The organism is Streptomyces sp. NPDC052114 (assembly GCF_040680155.1).
Lineage (GTDB): Bacteria > Actinomycetota > Actinomycetes > Streptomycetales > Streptomycetaceae > Streptomyces.
This window is the reverse complement of the sequence record NZ_JBFAWC010000010.1, coordinates 91,316-111,651: the sequence shown is the minus strand read 5'-3', so window position 1 is coordinate 111,651 and position 20,336 is coordinate 91,316. Positions and strand designations below refer to the sequence as shown.

At 71.1% G+C, this 20,336-nt stretch carries 17 protein-coding genes; 4 read left to right on the top strand and 13 right to left on the bottom strand.

Translation table 11 applies throughout. The features are described from left to right. Positions 1-44: 44 nt before the first annotated feature. From AB0L89_RS22850 to AB0L89_RS22830, 5 genes are all read right to left on the bottom strand, one after another. Positions 45-623, bottom strand: a complete 579-nt coding sequence (locus tag AB0L89_RS22850; protein ID WP_365143684.1) for a hypothetical protein — start codon at positions 621-623, stop codon at positions 45-47. Beyond that, positions 620-1,285: a hypothetical protein gene (locus AB0L89_RS22845; protein WP_365143681.1), complete on the bottom strand. Its 666-nt coding sequence runs from the start codon at positions 1,283-1,285 to the stop codon at positions 620-622. Before AB0L89_RS22845 ends, AB0L89_RS22850 begins: the two co-directional genes overlap by 4 nt. Positions 1,286-1,329: 44 nt before the next feature. Beyond that, positions 1,330-2,574, bottom strand: coding sequence for a putative T7SS-secreted protein (locus AB0L89_RS22840; protein WP_365143678.1), 1,245 nt, complete (start codon positions 2,572-2,574; stop codon positions 1,330-1,332). Further along, positions 2,571-2,882 (bottom strand): type VII secretion target, encoded by a 312-nt coding sequence (locus tag AB0L89_RS22835; RefSeq protein WP_365143675.1) that lies wholly within the window; start codon positions 2,880-2,882, stop codon positions 2,571-2,573. The genes AB0L89_RS22840 and AB0L89_RS22835 overlap by 4 nt, the downstream gene beginning before the upstream one ends. A 429-nt stretch (positions 2,883-3,311) precedes the next feature. Then, positions 3,312-3,611, bottom strand: a complete 300-nt coding sequence (locus tag AB0L89_RS22830; protein WP_320590242.1) for a WXG100 family type VII secretion target — start codon at positions 3,609-3,611, stop codon at positions 3,312-3,314. A gap of 389 nt (positions 3,612-4,000) precedes the next feature. Here AB0L89_RS22830 and AB0L89_RS22825 point away from each other — a divergent pair, with 389 nt between their 5' ends. Both AB0L89_RS22825 and AB0L89_RS22820 read left to right on the top strand, forming a co-directional pair. Next, positions 4,001-8,755 carry an FtsK/SpoIIIE domain-containing protein gene (locus tag AB0L89_RS22825; RefSeq protein WP_365143672.1) on the top strand — a complete coding sequence of 1,585 codons (4,755 nt, stop codon included), beginning with the start codon at positions 4,001-4,003 and terminating at the stop codon, positions 8,753-8,755. Between the two features lie 169 nt (positions 8,756-8,924). After that, positions 8,925-9,458 (top strand): hypothetical protein, encoded by a 534-nt coding sequence (locus tag AB0L89_RS22820; protein ID WP_365143669.1) that lies wholly within the window; start codon positions 8,925-8,927, stop codon positions 9,456-9,458. Here the strand turns inward: AB0L89_RS22820 and AB0L89_RS22815 are convergent. Then, positions 9,394-11,088, bottom strand: a complete 1,695-nt coding sequence (locus AB0L89_RS22815; RefSeq protein WP_365143666.1) for a protein kinase — start codon at positions 11,086-11,088, stop codon at positions 9,394-9,396. The two genes, AB0L89_RS22820 and AB0L89_RS22815, sit on opposite strands and share 65 nt — an antisense overlap. Positions 11,089-11,276: 188 nt before the next feature. Here AB0L89_RS22815 and AB0L89_RS22810 point away from each other — a divergent pair, with 188 nt between their 5' ends. Continuing rightward, positions 11,277-12,296 carry an alpha/beta hydrolase-fold protein gene (locus tag AB0L89_RS22810; RefSeq protein WP_365143663.1) on the top strand — a complete coding sequence of 340 codons (1,020 nt, stop codon included), beginning with the start codon at positions 11,277-11,279 and terminating at the stop codon, positions 12,294-12,296. Positions 12,297-12,324: 28 nt separating this feature from the next. Here the strand turns inward: AB0L89_RS22810 and AB0L89_RS22805 are convergent, their stop codons facing one another. Further along, a complete protein-coding gene (locus AB0L89_RS22805) occupies positions 12,325-13,161 on the bottom strand; it encodes a menaquinone biosynthesis protein (protein WP_365144272.1) in 837 nt (278 codons plus the stop codon). 354 nt (positions 13,162-13,515) lie between these two features. Here AB0L89_RS22805 and AB0L89_RS22800 point away from each other — a divergent pair, with 354 nt between their 5' ends. Then, positions 13,516-13,719 (top strand): cold-shock protein, encoded by a 204-nt coding sequence (locus AB0L89_RS22800; RefSeq protein WP_006138897.1) that lies wholly within the window; start codon positions 13,516-13,518, stop codon positions 13,717-13,719. Positions 13,720-13,853: 134 nt separating this feature from the next. On the opposite strand, the gene AB0L89_RS22795 is transcribed toward AB0L89_RS22800, so the two are convergent. Genes AB0L89_RS22795 through AB0L89_RS22770 form a run of 6 tightly spaced genes read right to left on the bottom strand, consistent with a single transcriptional unit; the run spans position 13,854 to position 20,249 of the window. Then, positions 13,854-14,663: an ATP-binding cassette domain-containing protein gene (locus tag AB0L89_RS22795; RefSeq protein WP_365143659.1), complete on the bottom strand. Its 810-nt coding sequence runs from the start codon at positions 14,661-14,663 to the stop codon at positions 13,854-13,856. Then, complete coding sequence (locus tag AB0L89_RS22790; protein ID WP_365143656.1) at positions 14,660-15,628, bottom strand: ABC transporter ATP-binding protein; 969 nt, start codon at positions 15,626-15,628, stop codon at positions 14,660-14,662. The genes AB0L89_RS22795 and AB0L89_RS22790 overlap by 4 nt, the downstream gene beginning before the upstream one ends. A 3-nt stretch (positions 15,629-15,631) precedes the next feature. Further along, complete coding sequence (locus tag AB0L89_RS22785) at positions 15,632-16,477, bottom strand: ABC transporter permease (protein ID WP_365143653.1); 846 nt, start codon at positions 16,475-16,477, stop codon at positions 15,632-15,634. Beyond that, positions 16,474-17,430 (bottom strand): ABC transporter permease, encoded by a 957-nt coding sequence (locus tag AB0L89_RS22780; protein WP_365144269.1) that lies wholly within the window; start codon positions 17,428-17,430, stop codon positions 16,474-16,476. Before AB0L89_RS22780 ends, AB0L89_RS22785 begins: the two co-directional genes overlap by 4 nt. 9 nt (positions 17,431-17,439) lie before the next feature. After that, a complete protein-coding gene (locus AB0L89_RS22775; protein WP_365143650.1) occupies positions 17,440-19,092 on the bottom strand; it encodes an ABC transporter substrate-binding protein in 1,653 nt (550 codons plus the stop codon). After that, positions 19,089-20,249, bottom strand: a complete 1,161-nt coding sequence (locus AB0L89_RS22770; protein WP_365143647.1) for a C45 family peptidase — start codon at positions 20,247-20,249, stop codon at positions 19,089-19,091. The genes AB0L89_RS22775 and AB0L89_RS22770 overlap by 4 nt, the downstream gene beginning before the upstream one ends. Positions 20,250-20,336: the final 87 nt, after the last annotated feature.

Genomic DNA, 20,336 nt, shown 5'->3' with positions numbered 1-20,336 from the left:
AGTTCCCTCCCCGGCTCACTCCGTTCAGGTCTTGGCGAGCGCCGTCACATCACCCAGCGCAGCGAGCCGGCCATGGCATCACACAACTGCTCCATGGGGCCGGACATCCCTGTGAGGGGCGCCGAGAAGGACAGCACCAAGTAGCCCGTCCCACCCGGCACATGGACGTGGATGTCCAGACTCGTGGCGCCCCGCACGCGCACAGCGGTGCCCGCAGCGAGATCCACCACGGACACCTGACGCCCGGCGTCGCCTTCGGGCTCTCTCGCTTCGAGCCACGTCGCGTACTTCCGTGGGTCCGCGGGCGTCTCTCTCAGCGGCACCAAGGACACCAGCAGCGAGGCGGGCAGGCCGCCGTTCTGCGAGGTCGTCAGCAGGAAGAACTCCATGGCACCCCGCGCCCGGCCTGCCTCGGCGGTGTTGCGCAGGGTGGTCCATACGTTCCGTGCGAGGTCCGGGGCGACGCCGCGTCCCTGCGCCTGGCGGTCCACGAAGGTCTTGAGCTGCCCGCGCCAGCGGTCTTGCGTGAGGTCGACGCGAAACCACTCGCGGGGGACCAGCAGACGGTAGTCCTTGGGCGCCGCGGCACGCGGCGAGGCCGCGGCCTCCGGTGATCCGCTCACCCCGGCATCACCAGCGGCAGTCCCTGCCCGTCGAAGAACCGGACGCTCTTCACGACACCGGCGAACATGGCGGAGAAGGTGTCCCACCCTTCGGGTGTCGGAGTTCCCATTTCCAACAGCAGCACGGTCTGATTGCTCAGCGGAATCTGAACCTGGATGAACTGCGTCCAGATGAATTCTTCCTTCCCCGACTCCGTGAGGCTGCCGTCCACACCGGCCTGCCGCGCGCCGATGCAGGTCACTGCCGGACCGCAGGGCAGCTTCACCTCGTCGACCTGCCCGATCTCCAGGTGTCGCATCGTGGTGGCGAGGAATCCCACCGGCTCGGCCCCGGCTCGTTCATCCAGATCCACGAGGCTGACGTTCAACGTGGCCGTGCAGCGGACACCGTCGACCTCCGTCGCGACGAAACCGGCGTACTGGACCCCCGCATCGATGTATTCGTCATAACTGGCCCCGCACATGGCGGCCCACTCGTACTGCACTTCCTCGCTGCCCCCGGGCAGCGCCCGCCGGGCCAACTCCAGGAGCTTGTCCACGAGTTCGTCGGGGCTCTCCGCCTCGAAGGGAAGCTCGAGGAACCCTTCGGGCATGACCCAGCGGACTTCGATGCCGTCGTTTCCCGCGAGACTGCGTCGGCTGTCCTCGATGGTGTCGGTCATCAGCTGTGGAACCTACTCTCGGTCTGCATGACTCCGAACACGATCTAGGCCGCCAGGGCCGCGTTGAACGGCTTCGGCGAAGCACGGGGCGTCGGTGAAGGTTGAGGAGAGGGAGAAGGCGTGGGAGCAGGAGCGGGAGTGGGCCGGGCCGGCTTCGGCTCCTGATATCCGGTCGTCCCGCCGTTCTCCCCGGTCGCCATCCGATGCAGGGCACTCGCGAGACCTGCCCCCTTGATGACCCCTGTGATCTTCAGGCCTTCGATGGCGGGCTTCCCGAAGCGCGCGCGGGTACTGTTGACGATGGTCACGCCGACGCCGTTCATGAACTTGTGCGCGACACCACTGGTAGCGGCTTTCCCGCTGAAGCTCCCGAAGCCCTTGAGCTTCGACAGGCCCTTGAGGCCCTTGAGCGCCGTGAACCCCTTCAGGGCACCGAGTCCCGGCAGCACTCCCAGTACGTCGGTGCCCAACTTCATGAAGTCGAGCTTTCCTCCGCGCGCCTTCATGTCGTACGCATGGCCGGCGAGTGCGGCGGCGCTGGTCACCACGGCGAGGACGGTGAAGAGAGGAACCAGGAACTGAAGGGGTGGCACGAAGGCACAGATCACCGCGAGCACGGACAGGACTGCGGAGATGTTCGAGAGCGTGTCCGCCCAGTCCGCGAGGAAGTTCATGAAGCCGCCGGGGTCCCGGACATCGTCGTGGTGCACGACGTTCTTGATGTGCCGAGCGGCCTTGTCCCCCGCGTCGTCGTAGATGTCCCTGGCGTCCTTCACTGCCTTTCTCGCACTGCCGAGGCCGCGTAGGGCTTCGTCACGCTTGTCGACCCAACGGTCGTAGTCTTCTTTGTCCGCCGCGGGGATGTTGCGGGTGGGGTACTTCTCCTCGTACTTCTTCACCTCGCGATCCGCGAGATCGTGATCGTCCTTGGCATCGCGATAGTCGCTGAGCGCCTTGTCGGCCTTCCGCTGAGCCCGACGCATTTCGCTGGCGAACTCGTCCGATTCCCCTTCACGGACTTTCTCTCCGACGGCCTTGGCGGCCTCGTCGTAGCGCTCGTAGGACTTCTTCAGCTTGTCGGCGGTGCCGCCGGCCATGTCATGGAAGCCCCTGCCGGCCTCGCTGTCCCAGCCCTCCACAGAGGAGAGCGCCTTGATGACCCGGGACTGCTCGTCGATCATGTCGGCCATCTTGCGCAACTTGCGCCCCAGTTCGGCCACTTCCTCCGGATCGCCCGGCGTCGGGTCGTCGTGCCACAGCGGCGGCCAGTCGGAATCCGTCCTGCTCACTTCTTGCCCTTGCCCTTCGCCTTGGCGTCCCGGATGGCCTTCGCCAGCTCATGGTCGATCTCGTCGTACGTCTTCGCGGCAGTCGAAGTGAACTCGGCCAGCTTCTCGAGTTCCTTCATGAGTTTCTTCCTGGTCTTCTTCCAGGTGTCACCGAACTCCGAAAAGGCATCCTTGAGGCCGCCGTGCCCCACGGCATCCCCGTACTCGTCCGCAGGATTTCCGTTGCGCTCGAACTCGTCGTGAATCCTGCCCAAGTCACGTGAACACTTCTTGATGGCGGCGAGATCTGCCTTGGTGTGGTCCCCCACGAAGTCCACTTCCCTTCCCACTGATTCCGGCTGACACCCGCACGAGGCCGGGTACGGCCACCGGGCACACCCGGACAGCACTTTTTGTGCCGTTCATGCCAATCACTGCGTTGTCGCCCCCTCGATCCGAGGGACGAGAAGGGGCGGTCACGCACCTGGGGCGGGACCGGAAAACAGCGGGAGGCCGTCATGCCGCACGAGGGCAATCGGGTCTTCGGCGGTGACTCGCAGAGCAACACCCCGCACGGCGCGGCACGTCGACATGGCCCCCCGTCTCCCCCTCAGACGGCGATGCGCCCCGGCGACCGACGACAGAGTCGCCCTGGCCGCCCTCCCTGGAAGCCGACGAGGGGCGCCCCGACCATCGGCAGGGGCGCCGCCCGGTCCACGGACCGTGGCACCGAGCGCGCCTCGCGGCTCCGGGACCGGCTACTTCCGCGCAGCCTTCCCCAGCTCATCATCGATCTGCTCGTACTTGTCGGCCGCGTTGGTCAGGTAGTCGCCCATGCCGTCCAGGCCCTCGAGGGTCTTCTTCGCGCCCTCGACGAACTCGTCGAAGTTCTCGTCGAACGCCTTCGAGGCGCTCTTGGTGACGAAGCCCGTCTCGACGAGGTTCTTGATGTACTTCTTCAGGCCGTCCAGCTTCTCGTTGAGCTTGTCCTTCTCCTTGACCACGTGCTTGGCCGCGTCTCGCATGTCCTGATATGTGACATCAAGGTCCTTGGCCATGAGGCTCACTCCTAATCGAATCGATCAACTCGCCGCAGGGCCAACCCCCGTGGCAACCCTTGAACGCTCGAACGGATGATGCGATAGATGCGATCTTCCGCTCGCGCGCCAGCAGCTTACGGGTGGGGCGGATGGGATCACAGTCCGGTTCAGTCACAGCTCTGCTATGAGCAAGTGCGAAGCGCTACCGGCCGCGGTGCCTTCGGTTCCGGTACGAGGGCGCCTTCGGTTCCGGTACGAGGGTGCGTGCGGCACCGGTGTGCCAGTGCGTGCGGCACCGGTGTGCGGGTGCGTGTGGTTCCGGTATGAGCCTGTGCACAGGCCGTTGCCTGCGGGAAGGGGGGAGCGGATATCGTCAGGCCCATTGTTCAGCTCCGGGGAGGACGATCGTGCGCCTGACTCTGACCGTCGTCGATCCGTTCGGCGGGGGCACCGCCGACGTGGTTCTCGACGCCGATCCCGAGTCCACCGTGCAGGACATCGCGGTGGAACTGGCCCGTCAGGTCGGGCACAGCGGCGCGCAGGTCATTCCGATCGGGCAGGGCCAGCACCATCACCAGGTCCCCGCCGGGAACGCGCCGATGGTCTACGTCGACGGGTACGCCGTCGACCCCGCCGCCACCGTCGTCACCTCGCCCCTGCGCGAAGGCGCCGTCGTGAGTCTGAACGACCCCGCGGGGTGCCTGCCCGGTGAGCCCTCCGGGCTCGTCGAGCTCCGCGTCGCCGGCGGGAGCGCCGCCGGCGCGGTGCACCGGCTCGGCATCGGGCGGTACGACATCGGCAGCGGGCCCGCCTCGTACCTCCGCGTCGACGACCCGGAGATGCCCGCCCGCGCGCTGACGTTGTCAGTTGCAACCGACGGCACCTGCCAGGTCACCCTGCACGGGAGCGACAAGGACAAGGAGGGCGTGACCGTCGACGGCGCCCCCTTCGGCGAGGAGAAGGAAGAGCCCGAGCCGACCACGGCCGTCCCGCTCGAGGGCGAGTCCAAGAAGGACCGGAAGGCCCGGGAGAAGGAGGAGAAGCAGGCGCGGAAGGAGTGGAAGGAACGGAAGGAGGCGCGGGCCAAGGCGCGGGCCGCCGGGCCGCGCGACACCGTTCCCTGGCCCCTCGGCGCCCAGGTCGCCGTCGGCAACACCCTCTTCGAGCTCGTCCGCTACACCCCGCCGAACGCCGCCCTGAAATGGTCCGAGGACGGTGCCGGGCTCGACTACAACCGGCCCCCGCGCCTGCGTCCGCCCGAGCGGCAGACCACCTTCCGGCTGCCCACCCCGCCCCGGGAGTTCGAGGCGCGTCCGCTGCCCTGGCTGATGGCGCTGTTCCCGCTGGTCGGTGCCGTCGTCGCGGCGATGATCTTCAACCGCTGGTACTACCTGATCATGGCGGGACTGAGTCCCATCATGCTCTTCGGCAACTACTTCATGGACAAGAAGCACGGGCGCAAGTCCCATGCGAAGCAGGTCAAGGAGTACAAGGAGACCAAGGCGCGGATCGAGAAGGACGCGCAGGACGCGCTGGTCGCCGAGCGGCTCGACCGGCGCAACGCCGTCCCCGACCCCGCCGCCGTGCTCGCGCTCGGCACCGGGCCCCGTACGCGGCTGTGGGAGCGGCGGCGCACGGACGGCGACCACCTGCTGCTGCGCTTCGGCACCGGACAGCTGCCCTCCGAGGTCGTGCTCGACGACCCCGAGAAGGACGACCACCGGCGCCAGGTGACCTGGAAGATCGAGGACGCCCCCGTCGCGCTGCCGCTGAAGGGGCTCGGCGTCATCGGCATCGCCGGGCCCGGCGACTCCGCCACCGCGCTCGGCCGCTGGGCCGTGGCCCAGACCGCGACGCTGCACAGCCCCATGGACGTCCAGTTCTACGTCCTGACCGAGAACACCTCGCAGGACAGCTGGGACTGGGTGCGCTGGCTGCCGCACGCCCGTCCCTCGGGCGGCCAGGACATCAACGTACTCATCGGCACGGACGCCGAGACCGTCGGCGCCCGCGTCGGCGAACTGACGCAGATCCTCGACGCGCGCGTGAAGGCCGCCGAGGAGAACAAGGGACAGGGCGCCAACTTCAGCGACCCGGACATCGTCGTGGTGTGGGACGGGTCGCGGCGGCTGCGGTCCCTGCCGGGTGTGGTGCGGATCCTGCGCGAGGGGCCCTCCGTCGGCATGTACGCGCTGTGCCTCGACTCAGAAGAACGGTTCCTGCCGGGTGAGTGCCAGGCCTTCGTGGTCGCCGAGCCGAAGCCGGACCCGAACGCCTACGGCCAGGCAGCCCTGCAGCGTCCTCCCAACGCTCCCGCGCAGCCCCAGCAGGCCCCCGGCGGCTTCCCCTCCTTCCAGGCCTGGCACACCACCGCGCCCGACCCGCAGCAGTCCAGCGGCCCGCAGGAGCTGAGGCTGCGCGTCGAGATGTCCGGCGCCGAGCGGCTGAGCGACGTACGGCCCGACTTCGTGACGCCCGCCTGGTGCCTGCGCCTGGCCCGCTCCGTGTCGCCGCTGCGCGACATCAGCGGCGAGACCGAGGACTCCGCGCTGCCCGGCGCGAGCCGACTGCTCGACGTGCTGCAGCTGGAGCCGCCGACGTCCGGCGCGATCACGGCCCGCTGGCAGGCGGGCGGGCAGTCGACGATGGCGGTCATCGGTGAGTCGTACGACGGCCCGTTCGGCATCGACATGCGCAAGGACGGCCCGCACGGTCTCATCGCGGGTACGACCGGTTCCGGTAAGTCGGAGCTGCTGCAGACGATCGTGGCCGCGCTCGCCGTGGCCAATACGCCCGAGAACATGACCTTCGTCCTCGTGGACTACAAGGGCGGTTCCGCGTTCAAGGACTGTGTGAAGCTGCCGCACACCGTCGGCATGGTCACCGACCTCGACGCGCACCTCGTCGAGCGCGCCCTCGAATCGCTGGGCGCCGAGCTGAAGCGGCGCGAGCACATCCTCGCCGACGCCGACGCGAAGGACATCGAGGACTATCAGGACCTGGTGCGCCGCGACCCTTCGCACGCCCCGGTGCCCCGGCTCCTCATCGTCATCGACGAGTTCGCCTCCATGGTGCGCGACCTGCCCGACTTCGTGACGGGTCTGGTCAACATCGCGCAGCGGGGCCGTTCGCTCGGCATTCACCTGCTGCTCGCGACCCAGCGGCCCTCCGGTGTCGTCTCCCCCGAGATCCGCGCCAACACCAACCTCCGCATCGCGCTGCGCGTGACCGACGGCGGCGAGTCCAGCGACGTCATCGACTCCCCCGAGGCCGGGCACATCTCCAAGAACACTCCGGGACGCGCGTACGTGCGTCTCGGGCACGCCTCGCTGGTGCCCTTCCAGTCGGGCCGCGTCGGTGGCCGCAGGCCCGGCGCCGCCGACCCCACCGTGCTCGCGCCCTGGGTCGACGCCCTGGACTGGTCGGCGCTCGGCCGTGCCTCGCTGGTGAAGCCGAAGGCCGAGGCCCGCCAGGAGGAGGAGATCACCGACCTGAAGGTGCTGGTCGACGAGATCATCGAGGCCAACAGGACCCTCGGCATCCCCGCCCAGCACAGCCCGTGGCTGCCGGCGCTCGGCGAGACGCTGCTGCTCGACGAGATCCCGGTCCCCGCGGCCCTCACCGCCCCCGGCTCGCTCGCCCCGGCCGCGTACGGCATCGAGGACCTGCCCGCCGACCAGGCCCGCCGCCCGGTCGTCGTGGACTTCAAGACCTTCGGCCACCTGATGATCGGCGGCGCCCCGCGCTCCGGCCGCTCGCAGGTGCTGCGGACGATCGCGGGCTCCCTGGCCCGCACCCACTCGTGCGCCGACGTCCACCTGTACGGCATCGACTGCGGCAACGGCGCGCTGAACGCCCTGACCCGCCTGCCGCACTGCGGCGCCGTCGTCGGCCGTAACCAGACCGAGCGCGTGGTGCGCCTGATCAACCGCCTCAAGGGCGAACTCTCGCGCCGCCAGGACCTGTTGGCGGACAAGGGGTACGCGGACATCGGCGAGCAGCGGGCCGACGTCGGCGAGGACGAGCGCCTCCCGCACATCGTCGTGCTGCTCGACCGCTGGGAGGGCTGGCTGCCCACGCTCGGCGAGGTCGACCACGGCGCGCTGACCGACGAGATCACCACGATCATGCGCGAGGGCGCGAGCGTCGGCCTGCACATGGTGATGACGGGTGACCGGCAGATCCTGGTGGGCCGCATCTCCTCCCTCACCGAGGACAAGTACGGCCTGCGCCTCGCGGACCGCTCCGACTTCTCGACGCTCGGCATCCCGGCCCGCAAGGTCCCCGAGGAGATCGCGCCGGGCCGCGCGTTCAGGAACGAGTCCGGCACCGAGACGCAGTTCGCGCTGCTCTCCGAGGACTCCACGGGCCAGGGCCAGGCCGCCGCGATCACCGCGATCGGCGAGCAGGCCGCGGCCCGCGACGCCGACGTGCCGCGCCACCGGCGCCCGTTCCGCGTCGACACCCTGCCGAGCCGCATCTCCTTCGACGAGGCGTGGGAGCTGCGCGACCCGGACGCCTCGCGCTCCAGGCTGTGGGCGCTGGTGGGCATCGGCGGCGACGAGGTCATGGGCTGGGGCCCCGACCTCGCGCAGGGTGTGCCCGCGTTCGTCATCGCGGGTCCGGCCAAGTCGGGCCGCTCGACGGTCCTGATGAACATGGCACGCTCGTTCCGCGCCCAGGGCGTACGGCTGGTCGTCGCCGCGCCGCGCCAGTCGCCGCTGCGCGAACTGGAGGGCACGGACGGGGTGTTGAAGGTCTTCACCGGCGACGACATCGACGAGGACGAGTTCGAGGAGCTCATCGACGAGGCGGACGCGTCCGTCGAGGACCCGGTCGTCGTCCTCATCGACGACGCCGAAATGCTGGAGGACGCCGACGCGGCGAGCCAGTTCAAGCGGATCATCCAGCGCGGCACCGAGAAGGGCCTCGCGCTGGTCCTCGCCGGTGACGAGGAGGACGTGTGCAGCGGCTTCTCCGGCTGGCAGGTCGACGCGAAGAAGGGCCGCCGGGGCATCCTGCTCTCCCCGCAGGAGAGCTCCAGCGGTGACCTCATCGGCCTCAGGATCTCGCGCAGCCTGGTCGGCGGCCCGATCGCGCCGGGCAAGGGCATGCTGCACCTCGGCAACGGCGAGCTGGCGACGGTGACGACTCCGCTGTAGGGCGGCGGGATCCGGGGGGCCGGTCATGGGTGGTTCGGCGAGGAGGGCCCGGCGACGCGCCGCCGGGCCCGCGCTGCGGTACGCGCATGTGCCGGGGGCGAGGACCTCCGGCCGGTCGGGGAAGCGGAACCCCGAGCGGGGCGAAAGGAGGCGCATCAGCCTGCGCTCCGTGGGCTTCGCCTGCATGGTGATCGCCTGCGTGACCGCGGGGTCTGCGGTGTTCGTTCTCGGCCCCATCCGGTGGTCCGGCGCGATGTGGCACTCCCTGGCGCCGGACTGGCCCGGCGAGGGCTACGGCTTCGCGGCTACGGCGGGACTGCTCCTGCCGGTGGCGGGCGCCCTCGCGATCGTCCCGTTCACCCGTGTCGACTGGCGCAAGGACAAGGTGCGTTCGGCGCTCTGGACTGCCGCCGCGCTGCCCGGGTCGGGTGCGACGCTCCTCATCGCGTCCCTCGCGATGCAGACGATCAAGCCGAAGCGCAGCCGTCGGAACGGGGCGTGCTCCTCGGCGGACGAGTACTGCTGGATCAGCGGCCACTACCCCTACGTATGGCTCGTGGGCCTCGCGGCGACCGTCCTGGCCCTGGCCGCGCTCGCGGGGCTCTACGACCTCCGCACCAAGCGCCGCAGGGCCCGGCTCACTCCGTCCGCGACAGCCGAGCCCCTGGATCCCCCGCGTCCGGATCGTCGGACGCGTACATGAGGTCCTTGCCGTCCGGGCGCAGATACACCGTGTGAGCCGTCTGCGCGCACTGGCCGCCGTTGCCCTTCGCCCCCTTGCCCGTCGCCACCAGTTCCTTCTGCGTGACGGACGTGAGGGTGAGGACGTCCGTGCAGGTGTTGCCGATCGGGTCGTTCTGGAGGACCGTGCCGACCCGCTCCCCCGGCTTCGCCTGGCGCAGGGTGACCGTGAACGTGCCGAGCGGGACCGCGCCGTCGCTCGCGGCGGCCTTGCCGCGCCACTGGCCGAGGTAGGCCTCGGGGACCTTGCCGGTACTCGGCGAGGCGGATCCGTCGGCGGGGTCGCTGGGGGTCGCGGTCGCGGCGGGCGGCCGGCCGCCCGCGTCGTTGTTCGTGTCCTCGTCCTTCGGCAGCATCCCGAAGACGAAGACCGAGCCGACCGTGACGGCGGCCAGCGCGCCCGCCACCGCGAGGGCGACCGTGCAACTGACCTTGCGCCCGCGGCCGTCGGGCCCGTCGGGCGCGGAGGTGGCGGCCACCGAGACGGAGAGCTTTCCGGGGGCGGGCTCGGAACGGGGTTCCGGCACCGCGACAGGGGCCGCGTCGGCGTACGCGGGAGAGGGCGCGGAGGGTCCGGAGGATGCGTACGCAGGGTCCGGCGGCCCGAACGTCCCCTCCACGGAAGGGGTGTTGAAGGCCACCGGCCCGGAAGGAGCGTCCACGGCGGCCGAAGCCGGGGCAGCAGCCGCACCCGCACCCGTGTCCAGGTCGAGGAGCCGCACCGCGCTCCGGCTCACCCGCTCCACGACGGGACCCGGCAGCCAGCCCGCCGCCACCAGCGCCGCCGCGCCCTGCGGGGCGAGGCTTCGGGCGAGTTCCTCGGGGCGGGGCCGCGCGGTCGCGTCCTTGGCGAGGCAGGCCGCGGCGAGCTCCCTCAAGTCACCGGTCAGCGCACCCAGTTCGGGCTCCTCGTGGACGACCTTGTAGAGCAGTGCGGCCGAGGAGTCGCCGGGGAAGGGCGACTCGCCCGTCGCGCCGTACACGAGCACGGCCCCCAGTGAGAACACGTCCGCCGCGCCCGTGACGCCCTTGCCGAGGATCTGCTCGGGCGCCATGTAGCCGGGCGAGCCGATGGAGACGCCGGTGGAGGTCAGTGAGGCCGTGCCGTCGGTGGCCCGCGCGATGCCGAAGTCGATCAGGCGCGGCCCGTCCAGCGTGAGCAGCACGTTGGAGGGCTTCACGTCGCGGTGGACGAGCCCCAGGCCGTGCACGTGCGCCAGCGCCTCGGCGAGGCCCGCGCCCAGGACGCGTACGGAGTGCTCGGGCAGCGGCGCCCCCTCCCGCACCGCCTCCGTGAGCGAGGGCCCGGCCGCGTACCCCGTGGCGACCCACGGCACGGACGCCTCCGGGTCCGCGTCCAGGACGGGCGCCGTCCAGTCGCCGCCGACCCGGCGCGCGGCGTCGACCTCGCGGCGGAAGCGGGCGCGGAACTCCTCGTCGAGCGCGAAGTGCGGATGCACGACCTTGACCGCGACGGTCCGCCCGCCCGCGCTGCGCCCCAGATAGACCCGGCCCATGCCGCCCGAGCCGAGCCGGCCGAGCAGCCGGTAGGGACCGATCGCGGTGGGTTCGTCGGCTTCGAGCGGATGCATGACGTTGGCCTCCCCCGTTGGCCGCCCCCGGACACGTGGCCTCCCCCGGACACGCGGCCGGACGCGCGCGTCTCGCCACTCCGGATCAGCGTAGTGCGGCGGCCGCCGGGGAACGCCTCCGCCCGCATTCCCCTCTACATGTGAGTAATGACCGCATTCATCCTCTACGTCCCCGCTCCGAGGTCCCCATGAACCGCCGCCGCCCCGCCACCACCGCCCTCGCCGCGACCGCCGCGGCCCTGGCCTCGGCCCTGCTCCTGTCGGCCTGCTCCTCCGACAAGGGGCAGCCGATGAGCTTCGACGACCCGAAGGCGTCGGCCGCCCCCGGGCAGGCGCGGAGCGCGGCGGCCGCCAAGACGCTGCTCCCCACCGGTCCCAGGGCGGCCTTCACCACCGAGAGCACCCTGGAGGACGGCACCAAGATCGGCGTGACCACGCTGAAGGGAAAGAAGTCCGGATTCACCGGCAAGGTGTGGGTCTGGGCGCCCAAGCAGTACTTCGACCCGAAGTACGCGCACAGCGGCTTCCCCGTACTGATTGCCCTGCCCGGCGGCAACGGCTACCCCAACAACTATTGGATGGGGACCGACCTGAAGCTGGAGAGCAGCATCGCCAAGTGGTCACAGGAAGGGAAGAGCCTGCCGTTCATCGTCGTGATGCCCGTTCTCAATCCGGACGCCAAGAACTATTACGACGGCAGTGATATTCCGGGACAGCCGAAAATGGGCACGTGGATGACGGACGACGTACCCGATTTCGTCAAGGCGAATTTCCGTACGTTCAGGTCCCGTGACGGCTGGGCCTTCATGGGCTCCTCGTCCGGCGGCTTCGTCGGGCTGAAGTCCGTCCTGAAGCACCCCGACAAGTTCCGCGCGGTCATCGCGAGCGGCCCCGACACCGTCCCCGACTCCCCCCTGTGGGCCGGGCACGAGAAGGAGCGCCGGGCCAACGACCCGGAGCGGCTGGCCAGGCACCTCGCCGACCGCAAGGGCCCCGAGGTCGACCTCGCCTTCCAGATCGGCACGGAGGAGTCCGGCCAGGCGAACCTGCGGTCCTTCATCAAGACGTACGGGAAGGGCCCCGTGAAGACGCGGCTCAACGTCATCCAGGGCGGCGGCCACAACGCGCGCACCTACGTCCCCGCCATGGCCGACGGCCCCATCCAGTGGATCAGCGGGCACATGCAGGCGCCGATCCCGAACGACTGAGCACCCCCCGGAGCCCCCCCCCGAGGGCCTACGGCGCCAGCAGCTCCACGCGGACGTCCGCCGGGAAACCCGTCGTCGGGCCGACCCGGCGGGCGAACTCGCTCACGCCCGCGAGCTGCTCTCCGCCGAAGCGGAAGTCGAGCGTCGTGAAGTACCGCTCCAGGACGCCGGCGTCGAAGGACTCCCAGCGCGCGGCCTGCTCGGCGACCTTCGTGACCTCGGCGAGCGAGAGGTCGCGGGAGGACAGGAAGGCCTGGTGCACCTCGCGCACGACCTCCGGTTCGCGCGCCGCGTAATCGCGCCGCGCCGCCCAGACCGCGAAGACGAACGGCAGCCCCGTCCAGTCCTTCCACATCTGTCCGAGATCGTGCACCTCCAGGCCCAGGCGCGGCGCGTCGATCAGGTTCGCGCGCAGCGCCGCGTCGCCGATCAGGACGGCGGCGTCCGCCTCCTGCATCATCAGGCCCAGGTCGGGCGGGCAGGCGTAGTAGTCGGGCCGCACGCCGTACCGCTCGGCGAGCAGCAGCTGCGCCAGCCGCACGGAGGTGCGCGAGGTCGAGCCGAGCGCGACCCGGGCGCCGTCGAGGCGGTCCAGCGGCACCTGCGAGACGATCACGCAGGACATCACCGGGCCGTCGCAGCCGACCGCGAGGTCGGGGAAGGCGACGAGGTCGTCGGCGTTCTTGAGGAACTCGACGAGGGTGACCGGCGCGATGTCGAGGTCGCCCCGCACCAGCTGCTCGCTGAGCTTCTCCGGGGTGTCCTTCGTCAGCTCGAAGTCGAGGAGCGTCCCGGTCCGCGCGAGCCCCCAGTACAGGGGCATGCAGTTCAGGAACTGGATGTGGCCGACGCGGGGCCGGGGAATGCGGCGGGAGTCGGGCGGCTGTTCGGCGCCCGCCCCCGCGAAGGCGTCCAGGGGAGAATTGTCCACATCGGCGAGGCTAGCCCCACTGCGGTACGGTGCGGCCGCTGGGGCCCGGGTGCGCCCCGTCAACACCGTCGGGAGCCCCATCAAACCTCCGGGTGACGTGATCTTGCCCCCTATTGCATTCGGCTGGCTGCGTGCTAAGCTCGCCGCAAGTTGCAGTTTGGTTTCCCTTGCAGTACAGAGCCTGCGGAGCATGTGACCCCGCGGGCTCTCGTCGTTTTCAGACTTATGCAGTTGTTTAAACAATCGCTGGTTCTGGAGCAGGGCAACCCTTTGGCCCAAGGAGGGCTTATGGCTACCGGAACCGTGAAGTGGTTCAACGCTGAAAAGGGCTTTGGCTTCATTGCCCAGGAAGGCGGCGGCCCGGACGTCTTCGTCCACTACTCCGCGATCAACGCGAACGGCTTCCGCTCCCTCGAGGAGAACCAGGCCGTTTCCTTCGACGTGACGCAGGGCCCGAAGGGTCCGCAGGCGGAGAACGTCACCCCCATGTAATCGGACGCCCCACGTGAGTGGGGCGTGTGATTGCTCCGGTGACCAGATCCGGAGATGGATAGCAGTACCCAAGGAGCCCTGCTCCCTCGTTCGCGAGGGAAGCGGGGCTCCTGCCTTTTTCCGGCCCGGGGGCCTCAGAGGGACGCCCGGGCCCTGACCGCGTCCGCCGGATCCCAGCCCTCGCCGGGGACGGACGCCAGGAGCAGCCTCGTGTACGGGTCCTCGGGGGCGGTCAGGACCGCGTCCGTGGGGCCCTGTTCCACCACCCTGCCCCGGCGCATCACCAGGACCTCGTCCGTGACGTGCCGCACCACGGCCAGGTCGTGGCTGACGAAGACCAGGGCCACCCCGGTGTCCCCGCGGATCTCGTCCAGCAGCGTCAGGATCTGGGCCTGGATCGAGACGTCCAGCGCGGCGACGGCCTCGTCGAGGACGAGGATCCTCGGGTCCACCGCGAGCGAGCGCGCGATCGCCAGGCGCTGGCGCTGCCCGCCGGACAGCTCCCTCGGGCGGGCGCCGGCCTCCCTCGCGCCGAGGCCGACCCGGTCGAGGAGCTCTGCCACACGGCTCTCGTCCCCGCCGTGCAGGCGCAGGGCCGTGCGGACGCACTCCGTCGCGGTGAGGCGTGGGTCCAGGGAGATGTAGGGGTCCTGGAAGACCATCTGGATCTCCCGGGCGCGGGCCAGTCTCGCCTGTTTCCCTCGGGGGGTACGGGCTTCGCGGGGGCGGCCCGCGACGGTGACGGTGCCCTTGTCCGGGCGGACCAGGCCCACGAGCATGCGGGCCACGGTGGTCTTGCCGGAGCCGGATTCGCCGACGATGCCGAGGGCTCCGCCCCGGGGGACGGTGAAGGTGACCGCGTCCGCCGCGGTGTGGCTGCCCCCTCCGGGGAGGGGGTACGCCTTGGTGAGGCCTCTTGCCTCCAGCAGGGTGTGTGTGGTCATCCGTGGCTCGCCTTGTCTGTAGCGGTACTCGGCAACGGGGGTTGTGCCCAGGGGACAGGGCAGTTGACCGTTCCGCCGTCCTCCAGTCGCTCGGGTTGCGGGCGCTGTGTCTCGCAGGAGGGCTCCGCCCTGTCGCACCTCGTCACGAACGCGCAGCCCTCGAAGCTGTCCGACAAGGAAGGGGGGCGGCCCGGGATGGGGGTCAGGGGGTGGGATTCGGTCAGGGTCGGGGAGCAGGACAGGAGGCCCTGGGTGTAGGGGTGGGACGGGGTCGTGAACAGGGCCTTCGCCGTGCGTTGTTCGACCACTCGGCCCGCGTACATGACGTACACGCGGTCGCAGTACGCGGCCGCCAGGTGCAGGTCGTGGGTGATGAGGAGCAGGCCCAGGTCGCGGGTGGCGCGCAGGGTGCGCAGGAGGGCGAGGATCTCCGCCTGGGTCGTCACGTCGAGGGCGCTGGTCGCCTCGTCGGCCAGGAGGAGGCGGGGTTCGGCGGCCAGCGCGCCCGCGATGACGACGCGCTGGAGCATGCCGCCGGAGAGTTCGTGCGGGCGCTGGCGCAGGCGGCGTCGCGGCTCGGACAGGCCCACCGCTTCCAGGAGTTCGGCCGCGCGGGCGCGGGTCGCGCCGCGTTCGGTGAGGAAGTCGCCGATGCGGCGCACCGGGTTGAGTGCGGCGCGCGGGTCCTGGTGGACCATGGCGACGGGTCCGGCGCGGTGGGCGCGGAGCCGTTCGCCGGTGAGGGCGAGGACGTCCGTGCCGGCGAAGTCGACCGAGCCGGTCGCCGTCGCGCCCGGCGGGAGCAGTCCGATGGCCGCCTTCGCCGTCGTCGACTTGCCGGAGCCCGACTCGCCGACCAGGCCGACGACTTCGCCGGGCGCGACGTGGAGGGAGACCTCGTCGAGGACCGGGCGCGCGGCGCCGGGGAGGTGGACGGTGAGGTCCGTGATGTCGAGGAGCGTCATGGCTCACTGGCTCCCTAGCCGGTCGGCGGCCCAGACCCCGACCACGTTGAAGGACACGACGACGAGGGCGATGGCGGTGCCCGGCACCATGGCGGGCAGGAGCGCGCCCTGCACGATGGCGGCCTGGCCCTCCTGGACCATCAGGCCCCAGTCGGAGGACGGGGGTTGGGCGCCGAAGCCCAGGTAGGAGAGGGTCGCCAGGGACATCAGGGCCTCGCCGAAGAGGACGACGAGGTAGCCGAGGACGGCCCGCGCCAGGTTCGGGACGACGTGCGCGGCGCAGATGCGGGCGCCGCCCATGCCGAGGACGCGGTAGGCGTCGACGTACGGCTTGCGCGCCTCCGAAAGGGCCAGGGAGCGCGTGTACTTGGCGATGGTGGGGGTGAAGGCGAGGCCGAGGGCGAGGACCGAGGTGGTCGTGCCCGCGCCGAAGACGGCGATGATCAGGACGGTGAACAGCAGGCCGGGGAAGGCGTACATCACGTCCGTGAGGCGGGAGACCAGGGCGTCCACCCAGCCGCCGCGCCAGGCGGCGAGCACGCCGAGCGTGACGCCGAGGGCGGCCGCGACGGCGAGCAGCAGCACCGGGGCGATCAGGCTGGTGCGGGCGCCGTACAGGGCGCGCGAGAGCAGGTCCTGGCCGGAGGAGTCGGTGCCGAGGAGGTGCTCGCCGCCGGTGCCGACCAGCGAGGCGGAGAGGTCGATGGCATCGGGGGCGTAGGGGGCGAGGAGCGGGGCGAGGAGGGCCGCGAGGACCACCAGGGCGAGGAAGGCGCCGGCGGCCGTGACGCCGAGCGGGCGCCGGGCGCGGGCGGCCGGCGGGGTGAGGGCCAGGGCGGGGGTGGTCATGACGTGGCTCCCTTCACTCGGGGGTCGAGCAGCGGGTGCACCAGGTCGACCAGCGTGGTCACGACGATGTAGCCGGTGACCATGAGCAGCAGGACGGCCTGGGCGACCGGGAAGTCGTGGGTGTTGATGGCGCCGACGAGCAGCGAGCCGATGCCGCTGATGCCGAAGGCCGTCTCGACGACGACGGTGCCGGCGAGCATCCCGGCCATGACGAGTCCGCACATCGTGACGATGGGGCCCAGCGCGTTGCGCAGGACGTGGCGGCGGACGATGTCCCGCTCGGGCACGCCCGAGGCCCGTGCGGCCTCGACGTGGTCGGAGGCGGCGGCGTCGGCCATGGCCTGGCGGGTGACGCGGCTGATGATCGCGAGGGCGCCGAGCGCCAGCGACAGGGCGGGCAGGGTCAGATGGTGGAGGGTGCCGGTGAGTCCCTCGCCGCTGCCGGTCACCGGGAACCAGCCGAGCCGTACGCCGAAGAGCGAGACGAGCGCGATGGCGGCGACGAAGGAGGGGACGGAGGCAGCGAGCGTGGTGCCGCCGACGACCAGTGAGTCGACCCAGGTGGCGCGCTTGACGGCGGCGAGGACGCCCGCGCCGACGCCGAGGACGACGAAGAGCACGGTGGCGTACGCGACGAGCTGGAGCGTGGTCGGGAAGCGGGCCGCGACGAGGTCGGCGACCTGGTCGCTGTACTTGAAGGACCGGCCGAGGTCGAGGTGGACGCAGTCCCACAGCCAGCGCCCGTACTGGACGACGAGCGGTTCGTCGAGGTGGTACTGGGCGCGGACCGCTTCGAGGCGTTCGGGGGTCAGCTTGTCGCGGCCGCCGGCGAGGAACACCGCGGGGTCGCCGGGCGCCGCGTACACGGCGGCGAAGATGACGAACGACGCGGCGAAGAGGGTGGCCGCCAGGCCCGCCAGGCGGCGGGCGATCCGGGACAGGAGCGAGGTCATGCCGGTCACCTAGCCCTTCTTCGGGCCGAGTTCGGCGGCCCACGGGTAGTAGAGGTAGGACTGCGAGGCCGGCGGGCCCGTCAGGCGGTCGTCGAGGACGAGCGCGGTGGGCACCTGGGCGAGCGGGATCCACACGGCGGCGTCGACGAAGCGGCGCTGCACGTCGACGGCGAGTTCGGCCCGCTTCGCGTCGTCGAGGGTGCCGAGCGCCTCGCGGACCCGCTTGTCGTACGTGGCGTCCTTGAAGCCGACCCAGTTGTTGGAGGAGTCGGAGAGGCCGTTGTCGTAGAAGCCCATGGGGTCGGCCTTGGAGATGTACCAGTCGCCGACCAGGACGTCGATGTCGGCGCGGGCCCGCGGGTCGCTGTAGAACTCCTCGAACTGGGCGGTGGGCACGGTCTTGATCTGTCCCTTGACGCCGATGCGCTGGAGGGCGGCGCGGACGGCGTTGGCGACGACGGTGCGGCCCTGGCTGCTGTCGGTGCCGATGACGACGGGGTCGGCGGGGGCGCCCGCGGCCCGCACGAGCTTCTTGGCCTCGGCGAGGTCGGCGGCGGTGGGCGTGGCGGGCGCGAGGCGGTCGAGCTTCTTCTGCGCGGCGGCGAACCGGGACTTCTCGTAGCCCCACGCGCCGGAGCCGACGGGGGTGGCCCAGGGCTGGACGAGGCCGCCGTAGCCGGAGCGGGCGATGCCGGTGCGGTCGATGGCCAGGGAGAGGGCGCGGCGGATCTGCGGGTCCTTCAGGCCGCCGCGCGCGGTCGGGATGAGGACGAGGGAGGCCGTGGAGGGGCCGTAGTACTGGTCGATGCCCTTGGTGGTGCGCAGGGCGGACGCGGTGTTGGGGGACTCGGCGTAGGCGCCGTCGGCGGCGCCCGTCCTGAGGGCGTTGACCAGCGCGCTGTCGGAGGCCCAGCGGAAGGTCACCCGGCCGGTGTGCGGCTTCTTGCCCCAGTACCCGTCGTACGCCTTGATGGTGAGGGAGTCGCCGGACTTCCAGCCCGCGAGTTCGTACGGACCCGAGCAGGCGTCGGGCTGACCCGGCGTGCCGAACTCCTTTCCGGAGGCGGTGACTTGCCGCTTGTTCCAGACGATGCCCGCGTCTCCGGCGAGCGCCTTGGTGAAGAGGGCGTCGGGGGACTTGAAGCGGACGGTGATCTCGCGGGCGCCGGTCTTCTCCATGGAGCGGACGTTGCCGAACTCGTCGGCCTGCTCCATGTCGGGGTCGGCGTGCCGCTTCAGGCTCCACAGCACGTCGTCGGCGGTGAGCTCGGAGCCGTCGTGGAAGGTGACGCCGTCGCGGACGGTCAGGACGAGGGTCCTGTCGTCGGGGGTGCGGGCCTTGGTGGCGAGGTGCGGTCTGATGCTCATGTCGGGCTGGAGCTGGTAGAGGCGCTCGCAGACGTTGGTCAGGACGACGCGGCCCGCGCTGGAGCCCTGGGTGTCGAGGTCGAGCGAGTCGGGCTCGTCCTCCAGGAGCCAGTCCGCCTTGTCCAGCTGCCCTTTGGCGGCGGGGGTGGTGGCGGTCAGCCTCAGCTTCGCGGCGTCGGCGGGCGCGCCGCCCGGGGCCGTGGTGTCGGCGCCCGCGCACGAGGCGGTGGCGAGCAGGGCGGTGGCGGCGAGGGCCGCGGCGGCGGCGCGGCGGCGGTGTCCCGGGGTGCTCATGAGGGGTCTCCGTACGGGCCGTCGTAGAGGTTCCAGGGCAGGTGCTGGTAGTCGCGGTCGCAGGGGGTGCCGGCGGTCACGTGGTAGTCGCCGCCGGTCAGGTCCACGCAGGAGGAGACGAGTGTGGTCCAGTGCTCGACGGCGGGGCGGCGCGGGTCGGGGTGGGTGCACAGCGACTCGGGCAGGCCGAGGTGGTCGGACATGGCCTGCTTGATCAGCTTCAGGGACTCGTCGGGTCCGGTGGCGGAGCGCAGGGCCCTGAGGCCCTGTTCGGCGCGCGGGACGCGGACGAGGGAGTCGGAGGACAGCGGCCGGTAGTCGGCGGCGAGGGCGGCGGGGACGCCGGCCTGGTAGTGGTTGCCGTGCACGAGGAGGCCGTCGGTGGGGTACATCCAGCCGTGCCCGGCGGGCGTCGTCTCCAGGTCGACGGCGAAGCCCTCGCGGCAGGTCAGCAGCGCGTTGCTGGCGATGTGGGCGCGGGTGCGGCAGAGCACGTCGAGGGCGTCGGTGATGGTGGCCTGGTCGAGGACGCCGCGGCGCACCACGGTCTGCGGGAGGCCGACGGCGTCGTCGAAGCGGCCGCCGAGGCCGTTGGCGTTGAGGGCGATGCCCGCGGAGTTGGCGCCCTGGCGGCCGATCTGTCCGGCCTCGACCTGCATGATCAGAGTGGGTTTCGGCGGCTGTACGACGCGCAGCATGACGACGGTGTCGGCGACGCCCGCCCGCCAGTCCCAGTTCTGTCCGGCGTAGACGCGGCCGTCGCCGCTGGCCTCTCCGTAGGCGGCGAAGGAGGTGCAGCCCTCGGCGGGCTCCTCCTCGGCGGGCCCTTCCTCGGTGGTCATGTCCGCGAACGACTTGTCGTAGATGACCTCGCCGCGGGCGTTGAGGGCGAGCACGTCGAGCAGGGTCACTCCGGCGCCCTCGGCGATGCCCCGCATCTCGTCGACGAGGTGGGGGGCGTGGGCGCGCACGGGGTCGAGCCAGCGGGCGGCCCGTGCGGTGACGCGGTCCCAGGTCAGCCCGGCCGACCGGCCGAAGGCCTCCTCGTAGTAGGTGAGCGCGGCGCGTATGCGGGGGCGGACGGCCTCGCCGTACTGGCGGCCTCGGTCGGTCGGCGTACCGGAGATCTCGATCACGGGGAGCGTGCGGGGTGCCATTGTTCTCCTAGCGACGGAGAGGTCCGGCGACCGGCGTGCTGTAACGTCGGTTACGAGATTCTCTCCTCTTGGAATGCGTTGCCCAGG